The sequence below is a fragment of the Pseudosulfitobacter pseudonitzschiae genome (assembly GCF_900129395.1).
Classification (GTDB): Bacteria; Pseudomonadota; Alphaproteobacteria; order Rhodobacterales; family Rhodobacteraceae; genus Pseudosulfitobacter; species Pseudosulfitobacter pseudonitzschiae.
The window spans coordinates 556,223-580,159 of record NZ_FQVP01000004.1; the positions used below are offsets into that span (position 1 = coordinate 556,223).

The window sequence follows — 23,937 nt, forward strand, 5'->3', positions numbered from 1 at the left end:
GGACATTTTCCGATGCCGCACACAGCGTATTTTGACGATCTGGAAACCCGCAGTGCAGACCAGCGGCTGGCTGAACAGGCCGCGTTGCTGCGCACGCGGCTGGCCTCGATCACCCATGCGCCTGCCGATTGGCGTGATGCGGCGGCGTCGGTGCAGGGCCATGAAGATCTGGTAAAGCTGCCGGTGATGCGCAAGTCCGACCTGTCGGCGTGGCAAAAGGAGAACCCGCCTTTTGGTGGGATCGCTGTCAGCAATGTGGCGCATGTGTTTCAGTCTCCCGGACCGATCTATGAACCCGGCGGGATCAGCCACGACTGGTGGCGGATGGGCCGTTTCCTGCACGCGGCGGGCATTGGCAAGGGCGATATCGTCCAGAACTGCTTTGGCTATCACCTGACGCCTGCGGGCATGATCTTTGAATCCGGCGCGCGGGCGGTGGGGGCGGCGGTGCTGCCTGCGGGGACGGGACAGACCGAATTGCAGGTGATTGCGGCGCGCGATATCGGCACCACGGCTTATGCGGGCACGCCGGATTACCTGAAGGTCATCCTGGACAAGGCCGACGAGATGGGCGTGACGCTGAAACTGTCGCGTGCGGTCGTGGGCGGTGGCGCGCTGTTCCCCAGCTTGCGCCAGGAATATGCGGATCGCGGCATTGCCTGTTTGCAGTCCTATGCCACCGCCGATCTGGGCAACATCGCATATGAAAGTGCAGCGATGGAGGGCATGATCGTCGATGAAGGCGTGATCGTCGAAATCCTGACCCCCGGCACCGGCAATCCGGTCGAGCCGGGCGAAGTGGGCGAGGTTGTCGTGACGTCCTTGAACCCCGACTATCCGTTGATCCGCTTTGCCACCGGCGACATGAGCGCGGTGCTTGCGGGGCAAAGCCCCTGCGGGCGCACCAACATGCGCATCAAGGGCTGGATGGGCCGGGCCGACCAGACGACGAAGATCAAGGGCATGTTCGTACGTCCCGAACAGGTGGCCGCTTTGGTCGCCAAACACCCCGAGATCGCGCGTGCCCGTGTGGTCGCCCAACGCGATGGCCAGCAGGACGCCATGACAGTGCAGATCGAAGCCGAAGGCGGCGATATGCAGACCTATGCCGCCAGCGTGGTCGATACGCTGAAGCTGAAAGGCGCGGTCGAGATTGTGCCCGTTGGCAGCCTGCCGCGTGACGGGCTGGTGATCGAGGATCAGCGCAGCTACGACTGAGGCTGGTTCGGGCGCTCTGCCCCCGCGCCTGCGGCGCTCCCCCGGAGTTTATCCGGCAAGATGAAGGTTCAGCCTGTGACAAGAAGGCGGATCAGCATCCAGGCCCCCATGCCCGCCATGGCGAGGTTCTCGCTGAGCGAGATGAAGCCCAGCGGCACGTTGTCATTGCCACCCGTGCAGGCACATTTCAGGTCGCGTTTGTCGACATAGACCGCCTTGATCACCGAAATCGCGCCGATGGTGCCGACAAAGAGCGCCAGCGGGGCGGCGAGCCACAGGGCGACCCCTGCCAGCATCAGCAGGCCTGCGGTGGCCTCGGCATAGGGGTAGATATAGGCGTAAGGCACCCAGCGCCGCGCCAGCAGGTCATAGCCCAGGAACATGGTCGAGAACTGTTCGACGTCTTGCAGTTTTTGCAGGGCAAGAATTGTCATGGCGGTGGCGACGAACCACGGTATCACCGACCAGCTGAGCGGAGTGCCGTGGGCAATTACGGAAATCGCCAACGCGATTAGGAAAGAAATTGCAAAGATCACCAGCACGGGGCGATAGGTTTTTTCATCGGCGGCCTTCACATGTTGGCCAAAGAAACGACGCAGATCGTCGTGGCCACCGATCCTTTCGTTTTCGATAAAGGTCTGGGGGGTGGTTTTCACGCCATGCTCGGCCTTGAATGCGTCGGTTTCGGCGCGATTGGTCAGGTGGTGGTCGAGAATTACATAGCCGTGACGTTCCAGAAGGGATTTTGACTTGAGGCCATAAGGGCACAGGTGGTCGGGCATGACCATGCGGTAAAGATGTGCTGTTTTCTGGGTCATGTATTGGTCCTTTGGGTTTGCCAGCCGCGTTAAAATCTGTACGGGCCGTAGAAAAAACGGGTTTCCAGTGCGGGAAGGTTCCAAAATTTCTTTCTCAGCCGTGGTAACATTGTGATCTCGGGCGGCTGGCGGATGCCCTGCGCTGCGGCTAGGACTGCCGTTTAGGGATCAATGGGCAGAGCAAGGGCGCGCGCATGTGGACGGTACGGGTTTTGGTTTTGGTGGTCTGCGGTCTGTTGGCGGCGTGCGGGCCAAAGCCCGAGGCGACTGATGCACCGGTGATGCCGTTGTTGTTCAATGCGGCTGATATCCAGAAGCAGGACAAGCTGCTGATCCTGATACCCGGATCCATGACGCCGCTGGGCATTTTTGATCCGGTGGTGGAATGGCGATCCAAGGGCTACGCCTTTGCCGCATATCGTTTTCCTGGCATGGATGGCCGCCCGTTGGACGGACCGCTGGACATCGCCACAGCGGCGCAGACCATCGTAAAGCTGGCCGAACGCTTTCCCGACAAGCAGATCAAGCTGTTGGGGTTTTCCACCGGTGCGCCGATTGCCATGCTGGCGGCCAAGCAGATCGGTCCGCGCGCGCAGGTGGCTGGCATGTCCAGCGCGGTCGAATTCGGGGGCGGCGCGCAGACGGCGCTGCGTGGGGTCGATGACATTCTGGTCGCGGCGGCACGGGCGCAGTCGGTGAACACGCGCAAGGTGTGGGAGAATTATTTTCCTGTGCTCCTGTTTGGACGTGCGGGGGCGCGATCGCCGGAACGGGCCGATGACATTGCCCGTATCACCAGCCGCCCGAAAAAGATCGTGGTCGAGCCGTCGTTCAACATCTTCAAGGCGCACACGATGGCGCTGGTGGGCTGGCAGATGCCCGAGGGGTTCACCTTGCCGCCCGAGCAGGTGCACCTGTACGCAGGCACCGCCGACACGGTGTTCCGGCCTCGACAGGTGCGCCGGTTCGCAAAGAGCATCGGCGGCGCGCCGATCACCTTTTACCCCGGTCTGGGACATCTGCTGTATGTGGCAGAGCCACGTGTGTTCGATGATATTCTGGCGTTCTTCGAGCAAGGATAGGGGGCTGCGCGTGGTCTGGTCATTCCGACAGAAATGATCGACATAAGGGCTATGAGCGATCAGTCGATACATATCGCGGGACAACCCGCGCCGGCGCGGCTGGCCCCAAAGGGGCTGGTGACGGTGGCGTTGCTGGCGGCGGCGCTGTGCCTGTTGCCGATGGTTGCGGTGTTGCTGGCGTCCTTTGGTGGCGGGTTCGACACTGTGCAGCACCTGATGCAGACCGTGCTGCCGCGCTACTTGGGCAATACGGTGGCGCTGGCGTTGCTGGTGTCGGTGGGCACTTTCATGGTTGGCGTGGGAGCTGCGTGGCTGGTGACGATGACCCGCTTTCCGGGAGTGCGCCTGTTCGAGATCGCGCTGGTGCTGCCACTGGCCTTTCCGGCCTATGTGCTGGCCTATGCTTATACACATATTCTGGATCACCCCGGAATCGTGCAATCGACATTGCGCGGGATCATGGGCTGGGGCCCGCGCGACTATTGGTTCCCCGAGATTCGCAGCCTGGGCGGTGCGGCGATGATGCTGGTGCTGGTGTTGTACCCTTATGTCTACCTGCTGGCGCGGGCGTCCTTCCTGCAACAATCGGGCACGACGTTTCTGGCAGCACGGGCCTTGGGCAGCTCGATCTGGGGTGCGTTCTTCAAGGTCAGCCTGCCGTTGGCGCGGCCTGCGATTGCGGCGGGGGTGCTGCTGACGGTGATGGAGACCATCGCCGATTTTGGCACGGTCGCCTATTTCGGCGTCCAGACCTTTGCCACAGGCATTTACACCAGCTGGTTCAGCCTGGGCGATCGCACGGGGGCCGCGCAACTGGCGTTGTGCCTGTTGGGGTTTGCGCTGTTGCTGTCGATGCTGGAGCGGGCGCAGCGCGGGCGGGCCAAGTATCATGATCCGTCGCGGGGCGGCAAAGGTGGCAATCCGCCGGTCCAGCTGTCAGGCCTGCGGGCAGTGCTGGCGATGCTGCTGTGCGGTGTGCCGGTGCTGTTGGGCGCGCTGCTGCCGATTGTGGTGCTGGTGATCATGGGGCTGGGGTCCGAGCAGGATCTGACCAGCGCGCGCTATCTGGGCTTTGTGAAAAACTCGCTGACGCTGGCGGCGGTTGCGGCGGTTCTGACGCTGGGCGCTGCGATTGCGGTCGGCTTTTACAACCGTATTCAGCCGGGCCGCTTGGCACGTGCCGCGGCCTATGTGGCGCGGCTGGGGTATGCGGTGCCGGGCGGTGTGATTGCGGTCGGGCTGATGGTGCCCTTTGCCGCCTTTGACAACCGGCTGGATGTCTGGATGCGCGCGACCTTTGATATTTCGACGGGCTTGCTGATCACCGGGTCGATCTGGCTGCTGATCGCGGCCTATATGGTGCGATTCCTTGCGGCGGCGCTGGGGGCCTATGAGGGCGGACAGGCGCTGGTGCACGTGAACATGGACGCGGCCAGCCGGTCGCTGGGCAAGGGGCCGATGGCCACGCTGCGCCGTGTGCACCTGCCGATCCTGACACCCAGCCTGCTGACGGCAGCGTTGATTGTGTTTGTGGACGTGATGAAAGAATTGCCCGCGACGCTGATCATGCGCCCGTTCAACTATGACACGCTGGCGGTACAGGCGTACCGTCTGGCCAGCGACGAACGGCTGGACGGGGCGGCGGTGCCGTCGCTGGTGATTGTGGCGGTGGGGGTGTTGCCGGTGATCCTGATCTGTCGTCAGGTCGGACGCAGCCGGTAAGCGCGGGCAACCCCGAAGGGCCACCCGCTGCGTTCTGTATCAGCTTTCGCTGTCGTCGCCGATCTTGTCCCACGTACGGGTTTCGAAATCCGATGCGTCGTGACGTTCACGCAGCTGGTATTCTGGCGCGCCAGAGGCACGGTTGACCATGCGACCGCGTTTAACGGCGGGGCGTTCGTCGATCTTTTTCGCCCAGGCCATCACGTTGGTATAGCTTTCCACATCCAGGAAGGTTGCTGCGTCGTACAGGCGGCCCAGAACCAGCTGGCCATACCAGGGCCAGATTGCGATGTCCGCAATCGTGTATTCGTCGCCTGCGATATAGGGATGGTCGGCCAGCTGCCGCTCGAGCACGTCAAGCTGGCGTTTGGCTTCCATGGTAAAGCGGTTGATCGGGTATTCCCACTTTTCCGGCGCATAGGCGTAAAAGTGGCCAAAGCCGCCGCCCAGATAGGGCGCGCTGCCCATTTGCCACATAACCCAGTTCATCACTTCGGTGCGGGCCGGGCCGGAGGCGGGAAGGAATTCGCCGAATTTCTCGGCCAGGTGGAACAGGATCGACGCGCTTTCGAACACGCGCACAGGCGTGTCGCCCGAGCGGTCCATCAGGGCGGGGATTTTCGAGTTCGGGTTGATTTCGACAAAGCCCGAAGAAAACTGGTCGCCCTCACCGATGTTGATCAGGTAGGCGTCATATTCCGCGCCCTTGTGACCCTTTTCGAGCAACTCTTCGAGCATCACGGTGACTTTGACGCCGTTGGGCGTGGCGAGCGAGTGCAATTGCATCGGGTGTTTGCCGACGTCCAGCTTTTTGTCGTGTGTCGGACCAGCGATGGGGCGGTTGATGTTGGCGAATCGCCCGCCACTGCTTTTGTCCCAGGTCCAGACGTCGGGGGGCGTGTAGGTGTCGGTCATTCTAAGTGCCTTTCGGTCAGGGGTTTGCAAGCAACTTATGATCTTGTGCGAAAGGCGCAAGGTCACGCTGGGGGCACTGCCTCCGGCGCTGGTGCGCCTCTCCCGGGATATTCACGGCCAAAAGAACGCGGGCTTGGGGATTTCGGGCAATAAAAAAGCCGCCCCGAAGGACGGCCTTTTTGAAAATGATCTGGCGTAAGCCTTAGCCCTGGCGGGCTTTGAACCGGCGCTGCGTCTTGTTGATGACGTACACACGGCCTTTGCGACGCACAACGCGGCAGTCACGGTGCCGGTTTTTGAGCGAGCGGAGCGAGTTGCGAACCTTCATGGCGCTTCTTCCTCATGTTTCATGGCGCGAAGCAGCGCCGGGGTTGCGGGTGTCCGGGCAGGGTGCCCGAACTGTGAATAGAATGGTGGGCGATACAAGGATCGAACTTGTGACCCCTTCGATGTCAACGAAGTGCTCTACCGCTGAGCTAATCGCCCACTCTGGCCTTCACGAAACACTGCCCCAAAACAAAAATGGGGCGCGAGATTTCGCGCCGGTAGGGGGGCGTATAAAAGGAGTCGGAAGCGGGATCAAGGGCTTTTGATACGTGTATTTCATGCGCTATGTTATTTCCATGAGGAGAGCCGATGCCCAAGCTTGCTTACGAAGTCCTGCACCCTGACAGGAATACGTCCTGTGTGGTGTTCGCGTCGCCACATTCGGGGCGCGATTATCCTTGGCGATTCTTGCGGACAACAGTGCTGAACGAGCATCAGGTGCGGTCGTCGGAAGATGCCTTTGTCGACAAGCTGTTTGAGTGCGCCCCCCGGTTCGGAGCGAGCTTTCTCAAGGCCGGCGCGCCGCGTGCCTTTGTGGACCTGAACCGGGCGGTGGACGAACTGGACCCCGCGTTGATTGAAGGGGTGCGTCCCAAGGGTCATAACCCGCGTGTGGCGTCTGGCCTTGGCGTGGTGCCCCGCGTGGTGGCGAATGGCCGTGCGATCTATCGCGGCAAGCTCAGCCTTGCAGAGGCCGAGCGGCGTATTGATCTGTATTGGCGACCCTACCACGCAATGCTGCAGCAATTGCTGGACAGCGCGCACCGCCGTCATGGGCAGGCGGTTTTGATTGATTGCCATTCGATGCCCCATGAGGCGATGGACAGTGTCGTGCGTGGCGGAATGAAGCGGCCTGATGTGGTGCTGGGTGACCGCTTTGGCGCGGCGGCAGCGGGCGAGGTCGTGGACCGGATCGAGGCCGCCTTTGTGGCCGCCGGGTTTGTCGTGACGCGCAATGCGCCCTTTGCCGGGGCCTATATTACCCAGGCCTATGGGCGACCTGCGCGTGGGCAACATGCGGTTCAGGTCGAGATCGACCGGTCGCTTTATATGAACGAGGCGCTGGTGCGACCCAATGGTGGTTTTGACGACATTCGCGCGCGGCTGGCGGCGGTTGTGGCCGAGGTGGCGCAGATCGGTCAGGGGCGGATGCCCTTGGCAGCCGAGTGATCTGACGCCCCGTTACGCTGGTCTCCGGAGCGATTGCGGGTAGCGTTGCCGGAACGGTACTCAGGGGAGAGAGCGATGGACCTGGAACAGGCAATGTCCGAGCGGCGCAGCATCAGAGGGTTCAAGCCCGATCCGGTGCCGCGCGATCTGCTGGAAGAGATCATCGCGCTGGCCAATCGCGCACCGTCGTCGATGAATACGCAGCCCTGGCATTTTCATGTGCTGACCGGTGCGCCGCTGGAAGCTGTGCGCGCGGGCAATTCGGAGCGGATGCTGTCTGGCGTGCCGCCGCAGCGCGAAATCGTGGATCACGGCGCCTATCAGGGTGTTCACCGCGACCGGCAGGTTGAAATTGCGATCCAGTTGTTCGAGGCGATGGGGATCGAGCGTGACAACAAGGAAAAGCGGCAGGACTGGGTGATGCGCGGCTTTCGCCAGTTCGATGCGCCGGTGTCGGTGGTTGTGACCTTTGACAGGGATCTGGAAGGCGGGACGATTGCGCATTTCGATCTGGGCGCCGTGACCTATGGGCTGGTGTTGGCAGCTTGGAGCCGTGGACTGGGTGCCGTGATCAACGGTCAGGGTATCATGCAGTCGCCGGTGGTGCGGGAACACGCGGGCATTCCCGACGACCAAGTGATTCTGACCTGTGTGGCGCTGGGCTGGCCAGACGAAGAGTTCTCGGCCAATTCGGTTGTGTCGCGGCGACGGGATGTGAGCGAAATGGCGCGATTTGTCGGGTTCGACTGAGGGCTAGCGCAATGCACGGCCCTTGACGATGGCGTCGGGGCCAAAGCGGCTGCGGATTTTGTCGGTGGCGCGTTCGGCCTGGGTGCGCTTGGTCTTGTTCGGGTCCAGAAGATCGCCCTCGGTGTCGGCCTTGTCCGCATTTGTCAGATCGGAAATGCCACAGCCCAGCAGCCGGTAGGGGCCTTCGTTGCCGACCTGATCGAACAGGGCGCGGGCGGTGCGATAGATGGTGTCGGCCATCTGGGTCGGGCTGTGCAGGGACAGCCGCCGCGTTAATGTACTGTGGTTGGCGCGTTTCAGCTTTAGCGTGACGACACGGCCGGCCAGATCCTTTGCCTTGGCGCGGTCCGATACCTTTTCGGCCATGCGCCACAGGTGGCCGTCCAGGATATCGGGATCGGCGGTGTCATCGTTGAAGGTGGTCTCATTCGAGATGGATTTCATCGGCTCGTGTGCCGTCACCCGCCGCGCGTCAATGCCCCGGGCCAGATGCCACAACCGGTCGCCCATGGCACCGAAGCGGGCGATTAGGTCCTGTTTGTCCCAACGCTTCAGGTCGGCAAAGCTGCGTATGCCGGCCTTGTCCAGCGAGGCCTGCGCCGCAGTGCCGACGCCCCAGATCAGCCGGACCGGCTTGTCATGCAGAAAGCTTTCGGTTTCGGCCTTGCCGATCACCGAGAATCCGTGCGGCTTGTCCAGGTCCGAGGCGATCTTGGCCAGGAACTTGTTATGGGACAGCCCGATCGACCCGGTCAGCCCCAGTTCGCTGCGCATCCGTCGGATCAGGCGCGCCAGCATCACTGCGGGCGGCGCGCCGTGCATCCGTTGCGTTCCGCTGAGATCCATAAAGGCCTCGTCCAGTGACAGCGGCTGGATGGCGGGGGTCAGGTCCTCCATCATCGCGCGGATGGCCCGCGAGGCTTCGACATAGGCGGCCATGCGCGGTTTGACGATAATCGCATCCGGGCACAGTTTTAGAGCCTGGAACATCGGCATCGCCGAGCGCACACCGCGAATTCGCGCGACATAGCAGGCTGTGGACACCACGCCACGCCGCCCGCCGCCGATGATCAACGGTTTCCCCTCCAGCGCGGGGTTGTCGCGTTTTTCCACCGAGGCGTAGAAGGCGTCGCAATCCATGTGGGCGATGCTCAGGCTGTTCAGTTCGGGATGGCTGACGACGCGCGGACTTGCGCAGGCCGGACAGCGGCGCGCGGTGTCGAATTGGTGCAGGCAGTCTCGGCAGAGGGCAGGCATGGCTTTGCATCTGTGCTAGAGTGGGGATCAGTCTAGCGCGGGGATGCGGAAATGAACATGCCATTTGCAGGTGCCAAGCTGGCGCTTTTCATTGGCACGCGGGTGGCGGTGATCCGGCGCGACGACATCGCGGGGATTCCATGGCCTGACTATCTGGACCTGCCCGGCGGCGGGCGCGAGGGGAGTGAAACGCCTTTGGCCTGCGCCTTGCGTGAGACACGCGAGGAACTGGGGTTGGTGGTGCCCACGCCGGTGGTGACCTGGGGAAAGCGGTTTACCGAAGGAGGTGGCGACAAATGGTTTTTTGCCGGACATTTGCCCGAAGACGTCGCGTCGCAGATCGTCTTGGGGGACGAAGGTCAAAGCTGGCAACTGATGGCGCCGCAGATGTTCATCGCCCATCCCAAGGCGGTTCCGCACTTTCAGACCCGGCTGGCGCTGTATCTGTCGGGGGTGTCAGGGGACGATTTTGCGCTTTGAAATCCGGTGCTTCCAAAAGAAAGACCCCCCGCAAAACAAGCGGGGGGAGGTGACGAACTTCAGGAAGAGCCAGTTCGTCGGGGAGTATCACCTGTCATTTAACATAGCCGAATTTCGCCTTTCAGGCGAGTAAGGAAATCCAGACCAAACCTATATGCAGTGGCCTGTGCCAATTTTCCCACATCCTGTGCGATCAGGGCAGGCTGGCGAGGATGTCATTTGCTGCCTGGGTGGGGTTGGCAGCGGCCCAGATCGGGCGCCCGACGACGATGTGATCCGCCCCGTCGGTGATGGCCTGCGCCGGTGTCGCCACGCGTTTCTGGTCGCCCAGATCGGCCCCTGCAGGGCGCACGCCGGGGGTGACGATCAGGCGGTCCGCAGCCTCGGGCAGGGCGCGGATCATCGCGGCCTCTTGCGGCGAGGCGATGATGCCGTCGGCCCCTGCGTCAAATGCGCGGCCTGCGCGTTCGACCACTAGGTCGGCGGTGGCACCGTCCTTGATCAGGCAGGCATCCAGATCGGCGCGGTCCAGTGAGGTCAGGATGGTGACGGCGAGGATTTTCATGTTCGACCCTGCAGCCCCCTCTTTGGCGGCGCGGACGACGTGGGGGTCGCCGTGCACGGTCAGGAAATCCAGATCGAACTGGGCCAACCCGCGCACCGCCGCCTCGACCGTGGCGCCGATGTCGAAGAGTTTCATATCCAGAAAGATGCGCTTGCCCTGTTCCTGCTTCAGCTCGTTGGCCAAAGCCAGCCCGCCGCCGGTCAGCATCCCCAGACCGATTTTGTAAAAGGTGACGGCATCGCCCAGATCTTCGGCCAGTTTCAAACTGGCAACGGCGTTGGGAACATCAAGGGCAACGATCAGGCGGTCATTTGGGGAATGTGTCATGTGCGGGCTCCTTTGCGCTGGAATGCGCTTAGCGCGAATGGGCCTGTTGCGGCAAGTCCGGGGTGCGGCGGGGGTGTGGGCAAAAAAAAGGCCCGGATGGCACAGGGGCACATCCGGGCAGAGCATCAGAGACCTAGCAGGCAGGCACGTGTCTCTGGTAGTGCGGCGTCATGAGGGGTCGGGGACAGAAACGACCTTCAGAATGTGCCGCGATGCTATGCTGCGAGGCGTCGCAACATGGCAATGGGGTCTAACGATAGCTTGCGGCGTACTTTGGCCGCGCCGGAGCGGGCGCGGGCCTGAGCCGCAGCAAGAGCGGTTGAAGACGACAGCCCGCCGCGCCCGGCATGGCGCCGCAGCGCTTGCGTGGCGAGGCCCGAGGCCGCGTCGGAATAGGTCATGGTGATTGGTGCATCAATCGCGCAGGCATATTTGCGTGCGCCCTGTGGTGCGTGTACCGTGACCAAAGCCTCAAAGCTTTGTGTCGTCGCGTTGTAGATCACACTGTTCAGCTCAACGGGATACTGTTGCATTTTGACACCTATGTGTTGTCGTCTGCATAATAAACGTTTGACATGCTTCTACGGTTTCAAATTTAGTTAACGTTTTTTTGACATATTGATTTTTAACGATTTTTTATGAGGGCATTGCACCCTATGGGAGAGTTTCCCGCTTTTTGCCCGAATCGCAGTGGCATTTCTGTGGAATCTGGCTGTCGACGGGCGGGCGATTGGCCGCGAGGCCGATGAAATCCTGTCTTTGCGTCGAAAGAGACAGATTGTGGCGTTTGAAATCTTGAACCCGGGGCTGTCAGCGCCCAATTTATGATCAAGGCCCTTCACCGTCGTGTGTGCTGCAAAGTCAGGCGCGCGACATCATCAGGGCGCTTTTGAAAAGGAGACTATCTATGGACTTGTCCAAGTTCACGGAGCGGTCGCGCGGCTTTGTGCAGGCAGCGCAGACAATCGCCACACGGGAAAGCCATCAGCGTTTGGCGCCCGAGCACATACTCAAAGCATTGATGGATGACGAACAGGGGTTGGCCAGCAACCTGATCGCACGCGCAGGCGGTAACCCCGCACGCGTGACCGAAGCGCTGACCCTGTCGCTGGGCAAGATGCCTGTCGTCACGGGCGATGCGGCACAGGTCTATCTGGACAACACCACCGCCAAGGTTCTGGCCGAGGCCGAGGCCCTGGCCCAGAAGGCCGGCGACAGCTTCGTGCCGGTCGAGCGCATCCTGATGGCCCTGTGCATGGTCAAATCCGGGGCCAAGACGGCATTGGAAGCTGGATCTGTGTCCGCGCAGGCGCTGAATTCGGCAATCAACGACATTCGCAAGGGACGCACAGCCGACTCTGCCAGCGCAGAGGACAGCTATGAGGCGCTGAAGAAATACAGCACGGACCTGACCGAACGCGCCGAACAGGGCAAGATTGACCCGATCATCGGCCGCGACGAGGAAATCCGCCGCACCATGCAGGTGCTGAGCCGCCGGACCAAGAACAACCCCGTTCTGATCGGGGAGCCGGGCGTGGGTAAAACCGCGATTGCCGAAGGCATGGCCTTGCGCATCATCAACGGCGATGTGCCCGAAAGCCTGCGCAACAAGAAACTGCTGGCGCTGGACATGGGCGCGCTGATTGCCGGTGCGAAATACCGTGGCGAGTTCGAGGAGCGTCTGAAGGCGGTTCTGAACGAAGTCACCGATGCCGCGGGCGAAATCATTCTGTTCATCGATGAAATGCACACGCTCGTGGGCGCGGGCAAGGCTGACGGCGCGATGGATGCTGCGAACCTGATCAAACCGGCGCTAGCGCGCGGTGAACTGCACTGTATCGGTGCCACCACGCTGGATGAGTATCGCAAATATGTGGAAAAAGACGCGGCCTTGGCCCGCCGGTTCCAGCCCGTGATGGTGCAGGAGCCCACGGTTGAGGATACGATCAGCATTCTGCGCGGCATCAAGGAAAAATACGAATTGCACCACGGGGTGCGCGTCAGTGACAGCGCGCTGGTTGCGGCGGCCACGTTGAGCCATCGCTATATCACCGACCGCTTCCTGCCGGACAAGGCCATCGACCTTGTGGACGAGGCGGCCAGCCGTCTGCGCATGGAGGTGGACAGCAAACCCGAAGAGCTGGATGCCATCGACCGCCAGATCCTGCAATTGCAGATCGAGGCCGAAGCCTTGCGCGCCGAGGATGACGCGGCCAGCAAGGACCGTTTGGGTGCGCTGGAAAAGGACCTCTCCGACTTGCAAGAGCGCAGTGCCGAAATGACGGCGCAATGGCAGACCAACCGTGACGCCATCGCCTCGGCGCAGGGGATCAAGGAGCAGTTGGACCGTGCCCGCGCCGATCTGGACATCGCCAAGCGCGAGGGCAATCTGGCCAAGGCTGGCGAGCTGTCTTATGGCGTGATCCCGCAACTTGAGCGTCAGCTTGAAACGCTGGACGCGACCGAAGCGGATGCCCGAACTGCGGACACCGTGCGCCCCGAGCAGATCGCCAGCGTTGTTGAACGCTGGACAGGTATCCCGACCTCGCGGATGCTGGAAGGTGAGCGCGACAAGCTGCTGCGCATGGAAGAACAGTTGCACAGCCGTGTGGTGGGTCAAGACAGCGCCGTAAAGGCGGTGGCAAACGCAGTACGCCGTGCGCGGGCCGGTCTGAACGACGAGAACCGCCCCCTGGGCAGTTTCCTGTTCCTCGGGCCAACCGGCGTCGGCAAGACCGAGCTGACCAAAGCCGTGGCGAACTTCATGTTCGACGACGACAACGCCATGGTGCGTCTGGATATGTCCGAGTTCATGGAAAAACACAGCGTTGCGCGTCTGATCGGTGCCCCTCCGGGCTATGTCGGCTATGACGAAGGTGGTGTTCTGACCGAAGCCGTGCGGCGCAGGCCTTATCAGGTCGTGTTGTTCGACGAGGTCGAAAAGGCACACCCGGATGTGTTCAACGTGCTGCTGCAGGTGCTGGACGATGGCGTGCTGACCGATGGTCAGGGCCGCAAGGTCGACTTCAAGCAGACGCTGATCATTCTGACCAGCAACCTTGGGGCGCAGGCGCTGAGCCAGCTTCCCGAAGGCGGCGACATGGCGCGTGCCAAACGTGATGTGATGGACGCGGTGCGGGCGCACTTCCGCCCCGAGTTCCTGAACCGTCTGGACGAGACGATCATCTTTGACCGCCTCAGCCGTGACAACATGGACGGCATTGTCGATATCCAGATGGCCCGCCTGCTGAAACGTCTGCAAGCGCGCAAGATCACACTGGATCTGGACGACAGCGCCCGCAAATGGCTGGCTGACGAAGGTTATGATCCGGTGTTCGGGGCGCGTCCGCTGAAACGGGTGATCCAGAACACGCTGCAAAACCCGCTGGCCGAGATGTTGCTGGCCGGTGATGTTATGGATGGGGATTCCATTCCCGTAACAGCGGGCAGCGAGGGGTTGATCATCGGTGACCGTGTTGCGGGTACCAATCGGCCCAGACCGGATGACGCCGTGGTGCATTGAACCACACAATAAAGTTGCAAGGGGCGCCCGCATCGGGCGCCCCTTTTGTGTTTGTGATGACGATTGATGCCGGGGCGGGATTTGGTAAACCTGCCGTGATGGGATGAGGAATGTCATTTGAAACGTCACAGGCTTTTTCGCGTTCTCCTGATGGTGGCGCTCATGGTTGTCGCGGTGCTGGGCTATACCAAGGTGATGGCGCGGATTTCTCTGGTCGAGCCGCCTGTTCAGGCTGCGGACGCGCTGTTGGCGGATCACCTTATCGTCTCTAAGGCCGACAGAAGGCTGTATCTGATGCAGGACGGTAGAGTGCTGCAATCCTATGATATCGCCATGGGTGCGCGCTGGGACGGGGGGCCCAAGCAAAGCGAAGGGGATGAGCGTACGCCGGAGGGGGACTACCGAATTGACTGGCGCAACCCGCAGTCGGTGGCGCACCTCAGCTTGCATATCTCTTATCCCGATGCCGCCGACCAAGCGCGTGCAGCGCGGGGCGGATACGATCCCGGCGGCAATATCATGATCCACGGGTTGCCGAATGGATGGGGCGCCATCGGGACACTGCATCTGCTGATGAACTGGACGGACGGCTGCATTGCGGTGACCAACAGTGAAATGCGCGAGATCTGGGCGCGTACGCCGGACGGGACGCCGATCACGATCAAGCCTCAGTGGACTCCCGAGGTTTGACGCTGGTTTAAGTCCGGGCGCGTGCCTGTTGGGCTTCTGCTATGCGCGGCATCGACACTTCGATCCAGTCGGCCAGGCCGCGCACCTTTTCCGCCACCTCGCGGCCCAGCGGTGTCAGGCTGTATTCCACATGCGGCGGCACCACGTCAAAGGACACGCGGCTGACAAAGCCGTCGGCGGTCAGGGCTTGCAGGGTTTGGGCCAGCATCCGCTCGCTGACGCCGCCAATCTGCTGGCGCAGGGCGCTGAAGCGCAGCGTTCCGTCCTCAAGCGCCATCAGTGCCAGCACGCCCCAACGGCTGGTCACATGCTTCAGCACGTCGCGTGAGGGACATTGCGCCGCCATCAGATCGCCACGCCGGACACGGTCCGACAGCGGCTCGGGCGTCAGGGCAGGGGGATGTTCGGTCATGGACGGCTCTGCTTTTCAGAATTTTCAAACTTACATTTTTGTACGTACTTACTATTCGTAAGTAAAGGGTCTAGCTCTTGTGGCAGAACATGACGTTTTGAAAGGACGATCCCATGACAGTTGCAGTAACAGGTGCCACCGGACAGCTGGGCCGATTGGTCATTGCAGGCCTCAAGGACAAGATGGCCGCAAGCGACATCATCGCGCTGGCGCGCAGCCCGGAAAAGGCCGCCGATCTGGGTGTGACCGCGCGCAGGGCGGATTATGATGCGCCCGAAACACTGGCCCCCGCATTGGCGGGTGTGGACACGCTCCTGTTGATTTCAGGCAGCGAGATCGGTCAGCGCACAGCCCAACATCGCGCGGTGATCGACGCGGCGAAATCTGCGGGTGTCGGGCACATTGTCTACACCAGCCTGCTGCGGGCGGATACCTCGCCCATGTCACTGGCGGTCGAACACCGTGAGACCGAGGCGCTGATCAAAGCATCGGGCCTAACCTACACGATCCTGCGCAATGGTTGGTACACCGAGAATTACACCGGGTCCGTGCCGGGGGCAGTGCAGGCGGGTGCGTTGGTCGGCTCTGCTGGCGACGGACGTATCAGTTCGGCGGCACGTGCGGATTACGCTGATGCGGCAGTGGCGGTGCTGACAGCAGGTGATCACGTGGGCAAGACCTATGAACTGGCGGGCGATTCCGCCTATACGCTCAGCGATCTGGCCGCAGAGGTCAGTGCGCAGACGGGTAAAACGATCCCCTATCAGAACCTGCCACAGGATGAATATGCCAAGATTCTGGTATCGGTCGGCCTGCCCGAGGGATTTGCGGGCGCCTTGGCGAGCTTTGATGTGGACGCGTCGCAGGGTGCGTTGTTCCATGACGGCCGCGATCTGTCGGACCTGATCGGACGGCCCACTACGCCGCTGTCGAAATCGGTGTCTGAAGCGCTGGCCTGACCTCTCGGGGGTGCCTTTGACAAGGCGCCCCTAGCGCATGATCCGTGCTGCGACCGCAGGCAGCAGGCGGTTCAGAACGCGCAGCATCTTGGCCTTGCCGACCCAGACCTCGGGCTGTCCACGTGCCAGCCCGGCAATCACCTCGGTTGCAGCGCGGTGGGCCGTGATTTTCCCCGATCCGCGCCCCGCGGTCATATCCGCGTCCACCAGCGCCATGATCGCCTCGGTCACCGTTATATGCGGTGCGCTGTCTTCACACTGATAACGCAAAGCCTGACTGAACGCGCGCGTGGCGGCCTTGGTGGCGCAATATACCGGCGATGCAGCCTTGGGGGCGATGGCAAGCCCCGAGCTGATGTTGACGATGGCCGATCTGCTCTGGGCTGCAAGGTTTGGCAGCAATCCCAGGGTCAGGCTGACCAGCCCGTCCAGGTTCAACCCGATCTCCTGACGGGCAGAGATGATGGAAGCCTCAGCAGGGTCGGCAAACAGGTTCATCTCCTGTTGGAGGCCCGCATTGTTGATCAGGATGCTGAGATCGGGATGCTCGGCGGTGATCAGCGCGACCAACCTGTCGATCTCTGCTTGTTGGGACAGATCGGCCTGCACCGTGGTGACATTTGGACCGCCCTCGGATTGCAAAGCGTTCAGATGCTGCATGTTGCGCCCCACGGCGACAACCGTGCAGCCTTGCGCGATCAACTGGCGGGACAATTCCAGACCGATCCCCCGCGCTCCGCCGGTGACCAGCGCGCGACGGCCTGCCAATGCATTGTTCATGCGCTGACCTCTCGTTGAAAGGTTTGATGGCCGTTTTCCAGCGCAGGAATAATGTCGATGACATCAAAGTACGGCTTGCCAAACAGGGGTGTGTTGCGCAGCCGTTCGACAACAAAGTAATAGGCCCCCAAGTCGCGGGCCTCGAACACCGCCACGTCCGAGCAGGTGCCCGAAAACGCCTCGGCGTCATAGAAACGCATCGAAACCTGATCGCCCAGTCCAGCCTGCGCCAGGCAGTCGGCTGCGATGCTGTCGCGTTCCGTGATGGTGTGGCCCAGCCAGTGCGGGGTGGCCCGCAAAAGCATGAAGATTGTCCAGATCATGTCGAATTTCCTTTGCGTTCGAGGACACTCACGCAATATTCGAGCGAATACTCACATTTCTCAACTCGCATTCAGGCGGCAATGAAGCAGGCACAGATCAACCCAAGAAAGACACCTACACAAGCGCGCGCCAAGGCGTCGGTTCAGGCCATTCTGCAAGCGGCTGCTCATATTTTGGAACGCGGTGGATTGGAGACACTGACGACAAATTACGTGGCCGAAGTTGCTGGCGTCAGCATTGGCACCTTGTACCAATATTACCCGTCGAAAGAGGCGATCCTGACCGACATCATCCGTCAGAAGCGAGCCAGACTGCTGGAGGATTTGCAAGCTGCCACGCTGGAGATGCATAATGAATCCTTCGACGTGACCCTGGCCAAGCTGTTGCATGCCGCCGTCGAAAGTCAGTTGCACTGGCCAAAGCTGTCCAAGGCGTTGGAATATGCCGAGAGCTTTTTGCCGCTTGAGCAGGAAACCCGTGTCCTGAATGAACAGATCAACCAGACCATCGTGGCGTTTCTGGAGCATCATCAGGTGGCCGATGCCCCGGTGGCTGCGCGCGATCTGGTGTCAGCCTTGCGTGGTATGATTGATGGGGCCGGGCTGGCAGGCGAAACCGATGCGCGGGCGTTGTTCGAACGGGCGCTGAAGCTGGCCAAAGGCTATCTTGCCTGAGGTGCTGATGTTGGCAGATAGAAAAAGGGACGTTCGTTTCCGAACGCCCCTTTCCACAGTCAGACTTTGGAGGTCATCAGGTGAATGGCACCGGTTCGGTGTCAAAAATAAAGTCACTGGCATCCAGATCGGCCACTTCGACGTTCTGCAGCAGCAGGCTGTCGCGGTCGGTGAACTGGATGAACACGTCGTCGCCGACCTGTTGGAAAGTCATGTCATCGACGCTGGTAAAGCCCCAGGCGGTCATGTCCAACCGGTCCTCGCCATCGGTAAAGTCGGTGATGGTGTCGGCACGCATCCGGTCGTCGAAGACAAAGATGTCAGCGCCTGTGCCACCGGTCAGATTGTCGTCGCCCCATCCGCCATCAATCGTGTCATCGCCGTCGCCGCCATCGATCAGGTCCTTGCCTGCACCGCCTGAAATCAGGTCGTTGCCCGCGCCGCCCCAGATTTTGTCATTGCCGTTTTCACCGTCCAGCGTGTCATTGCCGCCCGCGCCGTAGATGCGGTCGTTCTTGTTGCCGCCGTTGACATAATCGTCGCCGGTGCCTGCAAGGATCAGGTCGTTGCCTGCGTCGCCGTAGATAACGTCGTTGCCCGCATCTCCATAAAGCCGGTCGGCCCCCGAGCCACCCAGGATCAGATCATTGTCATCACCGCCCTCGATGGTATCCTTGCCTGCGCCGCCCATAACGGTGTCATCGCCTGCGCCTGCGCGAATTCGGTCGCTGCCGCCCATCAGGTCAATGCTATCGGCAGCCTCTGTGCCCCACAGGTTGTCGCCTCCCTCGGAGGAGATCATCTCAGGGGCTTCATCCAGAATAAAGTCGGCGTTGGTCAGATCATCGGCGTTCACGCCGGTCAGCTCGACATATTGGAAATCGCCAAAATTGATGCGGGCGTTGTCGCCGACTTGAGTGATGGTCAGTTGGCTGATGTCCCAGATGTCCAGCTTCGAAATGTCCAGCCTGTCTTCGCCGCTGGTAAAGTCGGTGATCGTGTCGCAGCCCATGTCGTTGGCATATCGAAAGATATCAGCCCCGGTGCCGCCGGTCAGCAGGTCGTTTTCCTTGCCCCCGTCAATGTCGTCGTCGCCCGAACCGCCGTCGATGGTGTCGTTGCCTTTTTCACCGATCAGCGTGTCGTTGCCTTCGTTGCCCCACAGCATGTCCTCTTGGTTCTGGCCATTCAGGCTGTCGTCGCCGATGCCGCCCCACATGCTGTCCCGGCCATTGCCGCCCAGAATGGTGTCGTTGCCCTCTTCACCCCACAACTTGTCGCCGCCGCAGACACCGTCGATATAATCGTTGCCCAGCCCGCCCCAGACCTGATCCGATCCGCCAAGCGCGATGTAGGTGTCATTGCCGCCCAGCAGATTGACGCGGTCGGAGGTCATATTGCCGACGATATAGTCGTCGCCTTCGGTTGGAATGCTGGGATCGACGATGTCTTCTACCGAAATAGAGTAATCTGCGGTGCCGCCGGTTTGCGAGACTGTGAAATAGGCAGTCTCGGTCGCCTCTGCGGTAAAGGTTATTGTGACCTCATAGCTGCCATCAAGGCCTGCGGCAGTTTCCGTCTGATCGCCAAATCCGACGGTGAACGCGCTGTCGGCATCGGCGGAGTCGACCACGACAACGAAAGTGTAGGTGAACCCTGCGGTCAGGTTCAGCGCAATCGCATCCGACGTGTCGGTCTGTGCCGCCCGTTGCAGGCCAAGGCTGCCATCGATGTTGTCGAAAAGAGCGATGTCGATGGGCATGTCATTGTTGAAGCTTTCGGTAAAGCTGTCGGTGTCGAGTTCAACGGTCTCTGTGTATGTGGTTGGCATGTGTGTCCCCAAGGTCTTGTCGATGTTCTTGTTGCCACAACGTTATCACGCCGACTCTCTAAAGGTATGTGTAAACAGAGTTTTGTCTGGGGTATTCCCGTGGTTTTGGCGGGCGGACTTGGTACATTGTTGATCGGCCAGGCACCAATGGCCGTCGGGGAGGGGCTTCTGTTGCGGAATTGGTGTTTGGACCGACGAATCCGCGCCACAGTGTGACACCGGCGCGCCCTTGCGTTGGCGTGTATGTGGCTTAACTGTGCGTTAAACCCTGGAAACAGCGAGAATGCGACATGTCCTCACCCCTGACCGTTCTGGAAATCCTGGCCTTCGTGTTTATCGGAGTGATCGGCATCGGCCTGTTGTGTGCCGTTGTCCTGTTCGCGATTGACCGGCTTCAGACCCAGGACGCGATACGCCGCAACTATCCGGTGATCGGGCGGTTCAGGCATATCTTCTCGACGCTGGGCGAATTCTTCCGCCAGTATTTCTTTGCCATGGACCGCGAAGAGCTGCCGTTCAACCGCGCGCAGCGGGACTGGATCAAACGCACGGGCGAGCCGCACAGCAACACAGTGGCCTTTGGATCAACCCGCAACCTTTCGATTGTCGGCACCCCGATTTTTGTCAACGCTGCCTTCCCGCCACTGGACAATCAGTTCGCCAGTTCGCAACCGATGGTGATCGGCGCGGGCGCACGGATGCCGTATACGGCGCATTCGTTTTTCAACATTTCCGGCATGAGCTATGGCGCGCTGTCGCGTCCCGCGGTGCGTGCGCTGAGCCGGGGTGCCGCCAAGGCCGGCATCTGGATGAACACCGGCGAAGGCGGGCTCAGCCCGTTTCACCTCGAAGGCGGTTGTGACATCGTTTTCCAGATCGGCACGGCCAAGTTCGGCGTGCGCAACGAAGACGGTTCGCTGAACGAGGACAAGCTGCGCAAGATCGCTGCCAACGCCTGCGTCAAGATGTTCGAGCTGAAACTGGCCCAAGGGGCCAAACCGGGCAAGGGTGGCATTCTGCCCGGCGCCAAGGTGACCGCCGAGATTGCCGAGATCCGGGGGCTGCGGGAAGGGGTCGATGCCATCTCGCCCAACCGGCATGTCGAGATCGACGATTGGGATGACCTGCTGGATATGATCGTGCGCTTGCGCGACATCACGGGGAAACCGGTGGGCATCAAGACAGTGGTGGGTGACAGAGAGTCGTTTCGTGACCTGATGCAGACCATCAAGAAACGCGGCGACGACTGCGCGCCTGACTTTATCACCATCGACGGGGGCGAGGGTGGCACAGGCGCGGCACCGATGCCGCTGATCGATCTGGTGGGTATGTCTATACGGGAATCCCTGCCATTGGCTGCCGACCTGCGCAACGAGGCGGGTTTGAAAGACCGTATCCGGCTGGTGGCCAGCGGCAAGCTGGTCAATCCCGGTGACGTGGCATGGGCGCTGGCGGCCGGGGCGGATTTTATCACCTCGGCGCGGGGCTTCATGTTCTCGCTGGGCTGCATCCAGTCGCTGAAGTGCAACAAGAACACTTGCCCTACCGGCATCACCACCCACAATCCCCGCCTGCAAAAGGGGCTGGTGGTCGAGGACAAGGACCAGCGTGTTGCACTCTATGCCAAAGAGGTCATTCACGAGGTCGAGATCATCGCCCATTCCGTCGGTGTGGCTGAACCTCGCCTGTTGCGGCGCAGGCATGTGCGGATCGTGCAGGACAGCGGCCGTTCAGCCCCGATGAATGAAATCTATCCCAGCCTGCGCGCCGACGGCTGACGGTTGCCTCGCAGCCCGTTTTGCAATTGTTACACGGGGCCAACTTCGCGTGATCCGGCTGGCCTGAGCGTTTGTTCGTCCCACATTCTGTGCATAACGTTGTGAAACGGATGAGGAGACGATCCAAATGGCCAACCGCTGGACGAACACATTGACCGAACGGGATGTCACGCCCGAAGCCGCGTTTTTGAACCGGCGTCAGCTGATGGCCGGGGCGGCAGGCCTGGGGTTGGTCGGTATGGCGGGAACCGCCCGTGCGGCGCAAGAGACGCTCGAGCCGAACGTCTGGGAGGACATCACCCAATATAACAACTACTATGAATTCGGCACCGGCAAGGAAGATCCGGCGGAATATGCCGGCGCTTTGACCACCAAGCCTTGGACAGTGAAAATCGACGGCATGGTCGACAAGCCCGCCGACTATGCTCTGGAGGACATCCTCAAGGCGATGACCATCGAAGAACGCATCTATCGGTTCCGCTGTGTCGAGGCCTGGTCGATGGTGGTGCCGTGGAACGGGTTCGAGCTGGCCGACCTTTTGAACATGGCAGGGGTGCAGTCTGGTGCGAAATACGTGGCCTTTGAAACCGTGCTGCGCCCTGACGAGATGCCCGGCGTGCGCTATCCTGTGCTGGACTGGCCCTATGTCGAAGGGTTGCGTCTGGACGAGGCGATGCACCCGCTGACGATCATGGCGACGGGCATCTATGGCAAGGACATCCCGAACCAGAATGGCGCGCCCATGCGTCTGGTGGTGCCGTGGAAGTACGGGTTCAAGTCGATCAAATCGATCGTGCGTATAACGCTGACCGACAAGGAGCCGCCGACCAGCTGGAACAAGGCGAACGCGCGGGAATACGGGTTCTACAGCAACGTGAATCCCGAGGTCAGCCACCCGCGCTGGTCACAGGCGACGGAACGCCCTCTGGGTGGTGGACTTTTTGCGCGCCGTGTCCCGACGTTGATGTTCAACGGATATGAAGACGAGGTCGCCAGCCTGTACGCAGGTATGGATCTAAAAGCGAATTACTGATCCTGTCAGCCACTGAAAAACACAGCATGCTTCATGCGGTCGGGCAGGAGAGCAACGTCGCCGGGCACCAGCGCCCTGATACCAAAAAGCTGGCGCATCATGCGGTGGTGTTTGTTGATATTACACTGTCGCGCGGCGTGCCTTTGGTCGCCAGCATTGAAAGAGTTTAGTTTGTAATGACGGCCTTTGTGAATCGTATCAACAGCGCAGCGCGCAATGTCCCCACATGGGTCGTATATATAGTATTGCTGCTGCCTGCGCTGTTTCTGGTCTATCAGGCGTTTTTTGGCGGTCTGGGCCGAGATCCGGTCAAGGCGCTTGAGCATGAGTTGGGACAGTGGGCGCTGAAGCTGATTATCGCAGGGCTTGCGATCACGCCGCTGCGGCGGTTCGCAGGCGTGAACCTGATCCGCTTTCGCCGTGCCGTGGGGCTGATGGCTTTCGCCTATGTCTGCCTGCACTTTGCCGTCTGGCTGTTCCTTGATGTGCAGATCTGGAGCCAGATCTGGGCGGACATCGTCAAACGTCCCTATGTAACCATCGGCTTTGCCGCCTTCGTGCTGCTGATCCCGCTCGCCGTGACTTCGAACAACTGGTCGATCCGCACAATGGGGCCTGCGTGGCGTAAGCTGCACAAGCTGGTCTATGTGGCGGCGGTGCTGGGGGGCGTGCATTACATATGGCTGGTCAAAGGCATCCAGATCGAACCTCTGGTCTATATGGCAATCATCGTGGGACTGCTGGCTTTGCGTCTGCGCTGGCCCAAACGGGCGACTGCGTGAGGGCAAAACAGGGCTCTGACCGGCGAGTCACGCGGAATCGGGCGATATGTTCGCAGTTTGCACATCGAACAGGCAGATGAATCGCCCCTGAGCTGCGTTTTGCGGCGCAAATCAAAGACAGGAATCGCTGAAGGCCCGCGAAAAAAGCGGTGAATCGGTGGAATCACTGCCCGCGACTCGCGTGAATTGCGGGGGCGGGCAAAATAATTTCAGAGAATCTGCTGCTGAAATCGCGATCAGCATCCCGAAATTGCGATTCCCAGGCGACGAGTCGGCCGTATTTCGGGTGCGAGTCTGTGGATAAGTCGCCCAAAGTGCTGTCTCGCGCTAACATGAAGGGCGGGATCGGGTAATAATCGACCGATATGACCCCGGGTCCGCGAAATATTGCGAACCCAAGGCAATGATTTTATTGGGAAATTCGCTTTTTTTCAGAAAACTGTCATATTGTTTAAAAAAGGGGTTGCGGGTTTTGGGTGTTAGACTTAGAACCCCCTTCACCGGCGGCGCAGTGATGCAC

At 60.8% G+C, this 23,937-nt stretch carries 25 protein-coding genes and 1 tRNA gene; 15 read left to right on the top strand and 11 right to left on the bottom strand.

Going from position 1 to position 23,937, the window contains the following annotated elements; all coding sequences use genetic code 11:
* Nucleotides 1-12 precede the first annotated feature (12 nt).
* On the top strand, nt 13-1,218 hold the full coding sequence (locus tag BUC08_RS14440) for a phenylacetate--CoA ligase family protein (protein ID WP_037923302.1): 1,206 nt from the start codon (nt 13-15) through the stop codon (nt 1,216-1,218).
* 68 nt (nt 1,219-1,286) lie between these two features.
* On the opposite strand, the gene BUC08_RS14445 is transcribed toward BUC08_RS14440, so the two are convergent.
* Nucleotides 1,287-2,036, bottom strand: a complete 750-nt coding sequence (locus BUC08_RS14445; RefSeq protein ID WP_037923305.1) for a MauE/DoxX family redox-associated membrane protein — start codon at nt 2,034-2,036, stop codon at nt 1,287-1,289.
* A gap of 194 nt (nt 2,037-2,230) precedes the next feature.
* Here BUC08_RS14445 and BUC08_RS14450 point away from each other — a divergent pair, with 194 nt between their 5' ends.
* Nucleotides 2,231-3,118, top strand: a complete 888-nt coding sequence (locus tag BUC08_RS14450; protein WP_051694033.1) for an alpha/beta fold hydrolase — start codon at nt 2,231-2,233, stop codon at nt 3,116-3,118.
* Nucleotides 3,119-3,169: 51 nt separating this feature from the next.
* Nucleotides 3,170-4,840: an ABC transporter permease gene (locus BUC08_RS14455; RefSeq protein WP_037923308.1), complete on the top strand. Its 1,671-nt coding sequence runs from the start codon at nt 3,170-3,172 to the stop codon at nt 4,838-4,840.
* A 39-nt stretch (nt 4,841-4,879) separates the two neighbouring features.
* Here the strand turns inward: BUC08_RS14455 and yghU are convergent, their stop codons facing one another.
* Nucleotides 4,880-5,755 carry a glutathione-dependent disulfide-bond oxidoreductase gene (yghU, locus tag BUC08_RS14460; RefSeq protein WP_037923315.1) on the bottom strand — a complete coding sequence of 292 codons (876 nt, stop codon included), beginning with the start codon at nt 5,753-5,755 and terminating at the stop codon, nt 4,880-4,882.
* A gap of 37 nt (nt 5,756-5,792) precedes the next feature.
* On the opposite strand from yghU, the gene BUC08_RS24625 reads away from it, so the two are divergent.
* On the top strand, nt 5,793-5,954 hold the full coding sequence (locus tag BUC08_RS24625) for a hypothetical protein (protein WP_156024885.1): 162 nt from the start codon (nt 5,793-5,795) through the stop codon (nt 5,952-5,954).
* 3 nt (nt 5,955-5,957) lie between these two features.
* On the opposite strand, the gene ykgO is transcribed toward BUC08_RS24625, so the two are convergent.
* Both ykgO and BUC08_RS14470 read right to left on the bottom strand, forming a co-directional pair.
* On the bottom strand, nt 5,958-6,083 hold the full coding sequence (gene ykgO / locus BUC08_RS14465) for a type B 50S ribosomal protein L36 (RefSeq protein WP_005850168.1): 126 nt from the start codon (nt 6,081-6,083) through the stop codon (nt 5,958-5,960).
* Between the two features lie 83 nt (nt 6,084-6,166).
* A tRNA-Val gene (locus tag BUC08_RS14470) sits at nt 6,167-6,241 on the bottom strand.
* A gap of 150 nt (nt 6,242-6,391) precedes the next feature.
* Between BUC08_RS14470 and BUC08_RS14475 the strand changes: the two genes are divergently transcribed.
* Both BUC08_RS14475 and BUC08_RS14480 read left to right on the top strand, forming a co-directional pair.
* Nucleotides 6,392-7,252 carry an N-formylglutamate amidohydrolase gene (locus BUC08_RS14475; protein WP_037923318.1) on the top strand — a complete coding sequence of 287 codons (861 nt, stop codon included), beginning with the start codon at nt 6,392-6,394 and terminating at the stop codon, nt 7,250-7,252.
* 75 nt (nt 7,253-7,327) lie between these two features.
* Nucleotides 7,328-8,002: a nitroreductase gene (locus tag BUC08_RS14480; RefSeq protein WP_037923319.1), complete on the top strand. Its 675-nt coding sequence runs from the start codon at nt 7,328-7,330 to the stop codon at nt 8,000-8,002.
* A gap of 3 nt (nt 8,003-8,005) precedes the next feature.
* Here BUC08_RS14480 and BUC08_RS14485 read toward each other — a convergent pair whose 3' ends face one another.
* Nucleotides 8,006-9,259 (bottom strand): DNA polymerase IV, encoded by a 1,254-nt coding sequence (locus BUC08_RS14485; protein WP_037923321.1) that lies wholly within the window; start codon nt 9,257-9,259, stop codon nt 8,006-8,008.
* 51 nt (nt 9,260-9,310) lie between these two features.
* Between BUC08_RS14485 and BUC08_RS14490 the strand changes: the two genes are divergently transcribed.
* Nucleotides 9,311-9,739 carry an NUDIX hydrolase gene (locus BUC08_RS14490; RefSeq protein WP_318173657.1) on the top strand — a complete coding sequence of 143 codons (429 nt, stop codon included), beginning with the start codon at nt 9,311-9,313 and terminating at the stop codon, nt 9,737-9,739.
* Nucleotides 9,740-9,932: 193 nt separating this feature from the next.
* Here the strand turns inward: BUC08_RS14490 and pyrF are convergent, their stop codons facing one another.
* Both pyrF and BUC08_RS14500 read right to left on the bottom strand, forming a co-directional pair.
* Nucleotides 9,933-10,631, bottom strand: coding sequence for an orotidine-5'-phosphate decarboxylase (gene pyrF, locus BUC08_RS14495; RefSeq protein ID WP_037923325.1), 699 nt, complete (start codon nt 10,629-10,631; stop codon nt 9,933-9,935).
* 215 nt (nt 10,632-10,846) lie between these two features.
* Nucleotides 10,847-11,164 carry a hypothetical protein gene (locus BUC08_RS14500; RefSeq protein ID WP_051694035.1) on the bottom strand — a complete coding sequence of 106 codons (318 nt, stop codon included), beginning with the start codon at nt 11,162-11,164 and terminating at the stop codon, nt 10,847-10,849.
* 374 nt (nt 11,165-11,538) lie between these two features.
* Between BUC08_RS14500 and clpB the strand changes: the two genes are divergently transcribed.
* Together clpB and BUC08_RS14510 are read left to right on the top strand one after the other, a co-directional pair.
* Complete coding sequence (clpB, locus tag BUC08_RS14505) at nt 11,539-14,154, top strand: ATP-dependent chaperone ClpB (RefSeq protein WP_037923327.1); 2,616 nt, start codon at nt 11,539-11,541, stop codon at nt 14,152-14,154.
* 117 nt (nt 14,155-14,271) lie between these two features.
* Complete coding sequence (locus tag BUC08_RS14510; RefSeq protein ID WP_234973758.1) at nt 14,272-14,844, top strand: L,D-transpeptidase family protein; 573 nt, start codon at nt 14,272-14,274, stop codon at nt 14,842-14,844.
* Nucleotides 14,845-14,851: 7 nt separating this feature from the next.
* On the opposite strand, the gene BUC08_RS14515 is transcribed toward BUC08_RS14510, so the two are convergent.
* On the bottom strand, nt 14,852-15,256 hold the full coding sequence (locus tag BUC08_RS14515) for a winged helix-turn-helix transcriptional regulator (RefSeq protein ID WP_143186747.1): 405 nt from the start codon (nt 15,254-15,256) through the stop codon (nt 14,852-14,854).
* Between the two features lie 113 nt (nt 15,257-15,369).
* Here BUC08_RS14515 and BUC08_RS14520 point away from each other — a divergent pair, with 113 nt between their 5' ends.
* Nucleotides 15,370-16,215: an SDR family oxidoreductase gene (locus BUC08_RS14520; protein ID WP_037923331.1), complete on the top strand. Its 846-nt coding sequence runs from the start codon at nt 15,370-15,372 to the stop codon at nt 16,213-16,215.
* Nucleotides 16,216-16,245: 30 nt separating this feature from the next.
* Here BUC08_RS14520 and BUC08_RS14525 read toward each other — a convergent pair whose 3' ends face one another.
* Nucleotides 16,246-16,995, bottom strand: coding sequence for an SDR family oxidoreductase (locus BUC08_RS14525; RefSeq protein WP_037923334.1), 750 nt, complete (start codon nt 16,993-16,995; stop codon nt 16,246-16,248).
* Complete coding sequence (locus BUC08_RS14530; RefSeq protein ID WP_263480942.1) at nt 16,992-17,354, bottom strand: darcynin family protein; 363 nt, start codon at nt 17,352-17,354, stop codon at nt 16,992-16,994. The genes BUC08_RS14525 and BUC08_RS14530 overlap by 4 nt, the downstream gene beginning before the upstream one ends.
* Nucleotides 17,355-17,399: 45 nt before the next feature.
* Here BUC08_RS14530 and BUC08_RS14535 point away from each other — a divergent pair, with 45 nt between their 5' ends.
* On the top strand, nt 17,400-17,993 hold the full coding sequence (locus BUC08_RS14535; RefSeq protein WP_037923337.1) for a TetR/AcrR family transcriptional regulator: 594 nt from the start codon (nt 17,400-17,402) through the stop codon (nt 17,991-17,993).
* A 76-nt stretch (nt 17,994-18,069) separates the two neighbouring features.
* On the opposite strand, the gene BUC08_RS24175 is transcribed toward BUC08_RS14535, so the two are convergent.
* Nucleotides 18,070-19,824 carry a calcium-binding protein gene (locus BUC08_RS24175; RefSeq protein WP_051694037.1) on the bottom strand — a complete coding sequence of 585 codons (1,755 nt, stop codon included), beginning with the start codon at nt 19,822-19,824 and terminating at the stop codon, nt 18,070-18,072.
* A 290-nt stretch (nt 19,825-20,114) separates the two neighbouring features.
* Here BUC08_RS24175 and BUC08_RS14555 point away from each other — a divergent pair, with 290 nt between their 5' ends.
* The 4 genes from BUC08_RS14555 (at nt 20,115) to msrQ (ending at nt 23,417) form a co-directional block, all read left to right on the top strand.
* A complete protein-coding gene (locus BUC08_RS14555; protein WP_037923339.1) occupies nt 20,115-21,602 on the top strand; it encodes an FMN-binding glutamate synthase family protein in 1,488 nt (495 codons plus the stop codon).
* Between the two features lie 127 nt (nt 21,603-21,729).
* A complete protein-coding gene (gene msrP, locus BUC08_RS14560) occupies nt 21,730-22,635 on the top strand; it encodes a protein-methionine-sulfoxide reductase catalytic subunit MsrP (RefSeq protein ID WP_037923341.1) in 906 nt (301 codons plus the stop codon).
* Nucleotides 22,636-22,661: 26 nt separating this feature from the next.
* Nucleotides 22,662-22,805, top strand: a complete 144-nt coding sequence (locus BUC08_RS24630) for a hypothetical protein (RefSeq protein ID WP_156024886.1) — start codon at nt 22,662-22,664, stop codon at nt 22,803-22,805.
* 6 nt (nt 22,806-22,811) lie between these two features.
* Complete coding sequence (msrQ, locus tag BUC08_RS14565) at nt 22,812-23,417, top strand: protein-methionine-sulfoxide reductase heme-binding subunit MsrQ (protein WP_037923343.1); 606 nt, start codon at nt 22,812-22,814, stop codon at nt 23,415-23,417.
* Nucleotides 23,418-23,937: the final 520 nt, after the last annotated feature.

Excerpts from the sequence above, each read along its gene's own strand:
- BUC08_RS14485 (WP_037923321.1), bottom strand. The coding sequence starts at position 9,259 with ATGCCTGCCCTCTGCCGAGACTGCCTGCACCAATTCGACACCGCGCGC.
- BUC08_RS14500 (WP_051694035.1), bottom strand. The coding sequence starts at position 11,164 with ATGCAACAGTATCCCGTTGAGCTGAACAGTGTGATCTACAACGCGACG.
- BUC08_RS14515 (WP_143186747.1), bottom strand. The coding sequence starts at position 15,256 with ATGACCGAACATCCCCCTGCCCTGACGCCCGAGCCGCTGTCGGACCGT.
- BUC08_RS14490 (WP_318173657.1), top strand. The coding sequence starts at position 9,311 with ATGAACATGCCATTTGCAGGTGCCAAGCTGGCGCTTTTCATTGGCACG.
- BUC08_RS14535 (WP_037923337.1), top strand. The coding sequence starts at position 17,400 with ATGAAGCAGGCACAGATCAACCCAAGAAAGACACCTACACAAGCGCGC.
- yghU (WP_037923315.1), bottom strand. The coding sequence starts at position 5,755 with ATGACCGACACCTACACGCCCCCCGACGTCTGGACCTGGGACAAAAGC.
- BUC08_RS24630 (WP_156024886.1), top strand. The coding sequence starts at position 22,662 with ATGCTTCATGCGGTCGGGCAGGAGAGCAACGTCGCCGGGCACCAGCGC.
- BUC08_RS14475 (WP_037923318.1), top strand. The coding sequence starts at position 6,392 with ATGCCCAAGCTTGCTTACGAAGTCCTGCACCCTGACAGGAATACGTCC.
- ykgO (WP_005850168.1), bottom strand. The coding sequence starts at position 6,083 with ATGAAGGTTCGCAACTCGCTCCGCTCGCTCAAAAACCGGCACCGTGAC.
- BUC08_RS14525 (WP_037923334.1), bottom strand. The coding sequence starts at position 16,995 with ATGAACAATGCATTGGCAGGCCGTCGCGCGCTGGTCACCGGCGGAGCG.
- BUC08_RS14455 (WP_037923308.1), top strand. The coding sequence starts at position 3,170 with ATGAGCGATCAGTCGATACATATCGCGGGACAACCCGCGCCGGCGCGG.
- BUC08_RS24175 (WP_051694037.1), bottom strand. The coding sequence starts at position 19,824 with ATGCCAACCACATACACAGAGACCGTTGAACTCGACACCGACAGCTTT.
- msrP (WP_037923341.1), top strand. The coding sequence starts at position 21,730 with ATGGCCAACCGCTGGACGAACACATTGACCGAACGGGATGTCACGCCC.
- BUC08_RS14445 (WP_037923305.1), bottom strand. The coding sequence starts at position 2,036 with ATGACCCAGAAAACAGCACATCTTTACCGCATGGTCATGCCCGACCAC.
- BUC08_RS14450 (WP_051694033.1), top strand. The coding sequence starts at position 2,231 with ATGTGGACGGTACGGGTTTTGGTTTTGGTGGTCTGCGGTCTGTTGGCG.
- BUC08_RS14480 (WP_037923319.1), top strand. The coding sequence starts at position 7,328 with ATGGACCTGGAACAGGCAATGTCCGAGCGGCGCAGCATCAGAGGGTTC.
- pyrF (WP_037923325.1), bottom strand. The coding sequence starts at position 10,631 with ATGACACATTCCCCAAATGACCGCCTGATCGTTGCCCTTGATGTTCCC.
- BUC08_RS14555 (WP_037923339.1), top strand. The coding sequence starts at position 20,115 with ATGTCCTCACCCCTGACCGTTCTGGAAATCCTGGCCTTCGTGTTTATC.
- clpB (WP_037923327.1), top strand. The coding sequence starts at position 11,539 with ATGGACTTGTCCAAGTTCACGGAGCGGTCGCGCGGCTTTGTGCAGGCA.
- BUC08_RS24625 (WP_156024885.1), top strand. The coding sequence starts at position 5,793 with ATGATCTTGTGCGAAAGGCGCAAGGTCACGCTGGGGGCACTGCCTCCG.
- msrQ (WP_037923343.1), top strand. The coding sequence starts at position 22,812 with ATGACGGCCTTTGTGAATCGTATCAACAGCGCAGCGCGCAATGTCCCC.
- BUC08_RS14520 (WP_037923331.1), top strand. The coding sequence starts at position 15,370 with ATGACAGTTGCAGTAACAGGTGCCACCGGACAGCTGGGCCGATTGGTC.
- BUC08_RS14440 (WP_037923302.1), top strand. The coding sequence starts at position 13 with ATGCCGCACACAGCGTATTTTGACGATCTGGAAACCCGCAGTGCAGAC.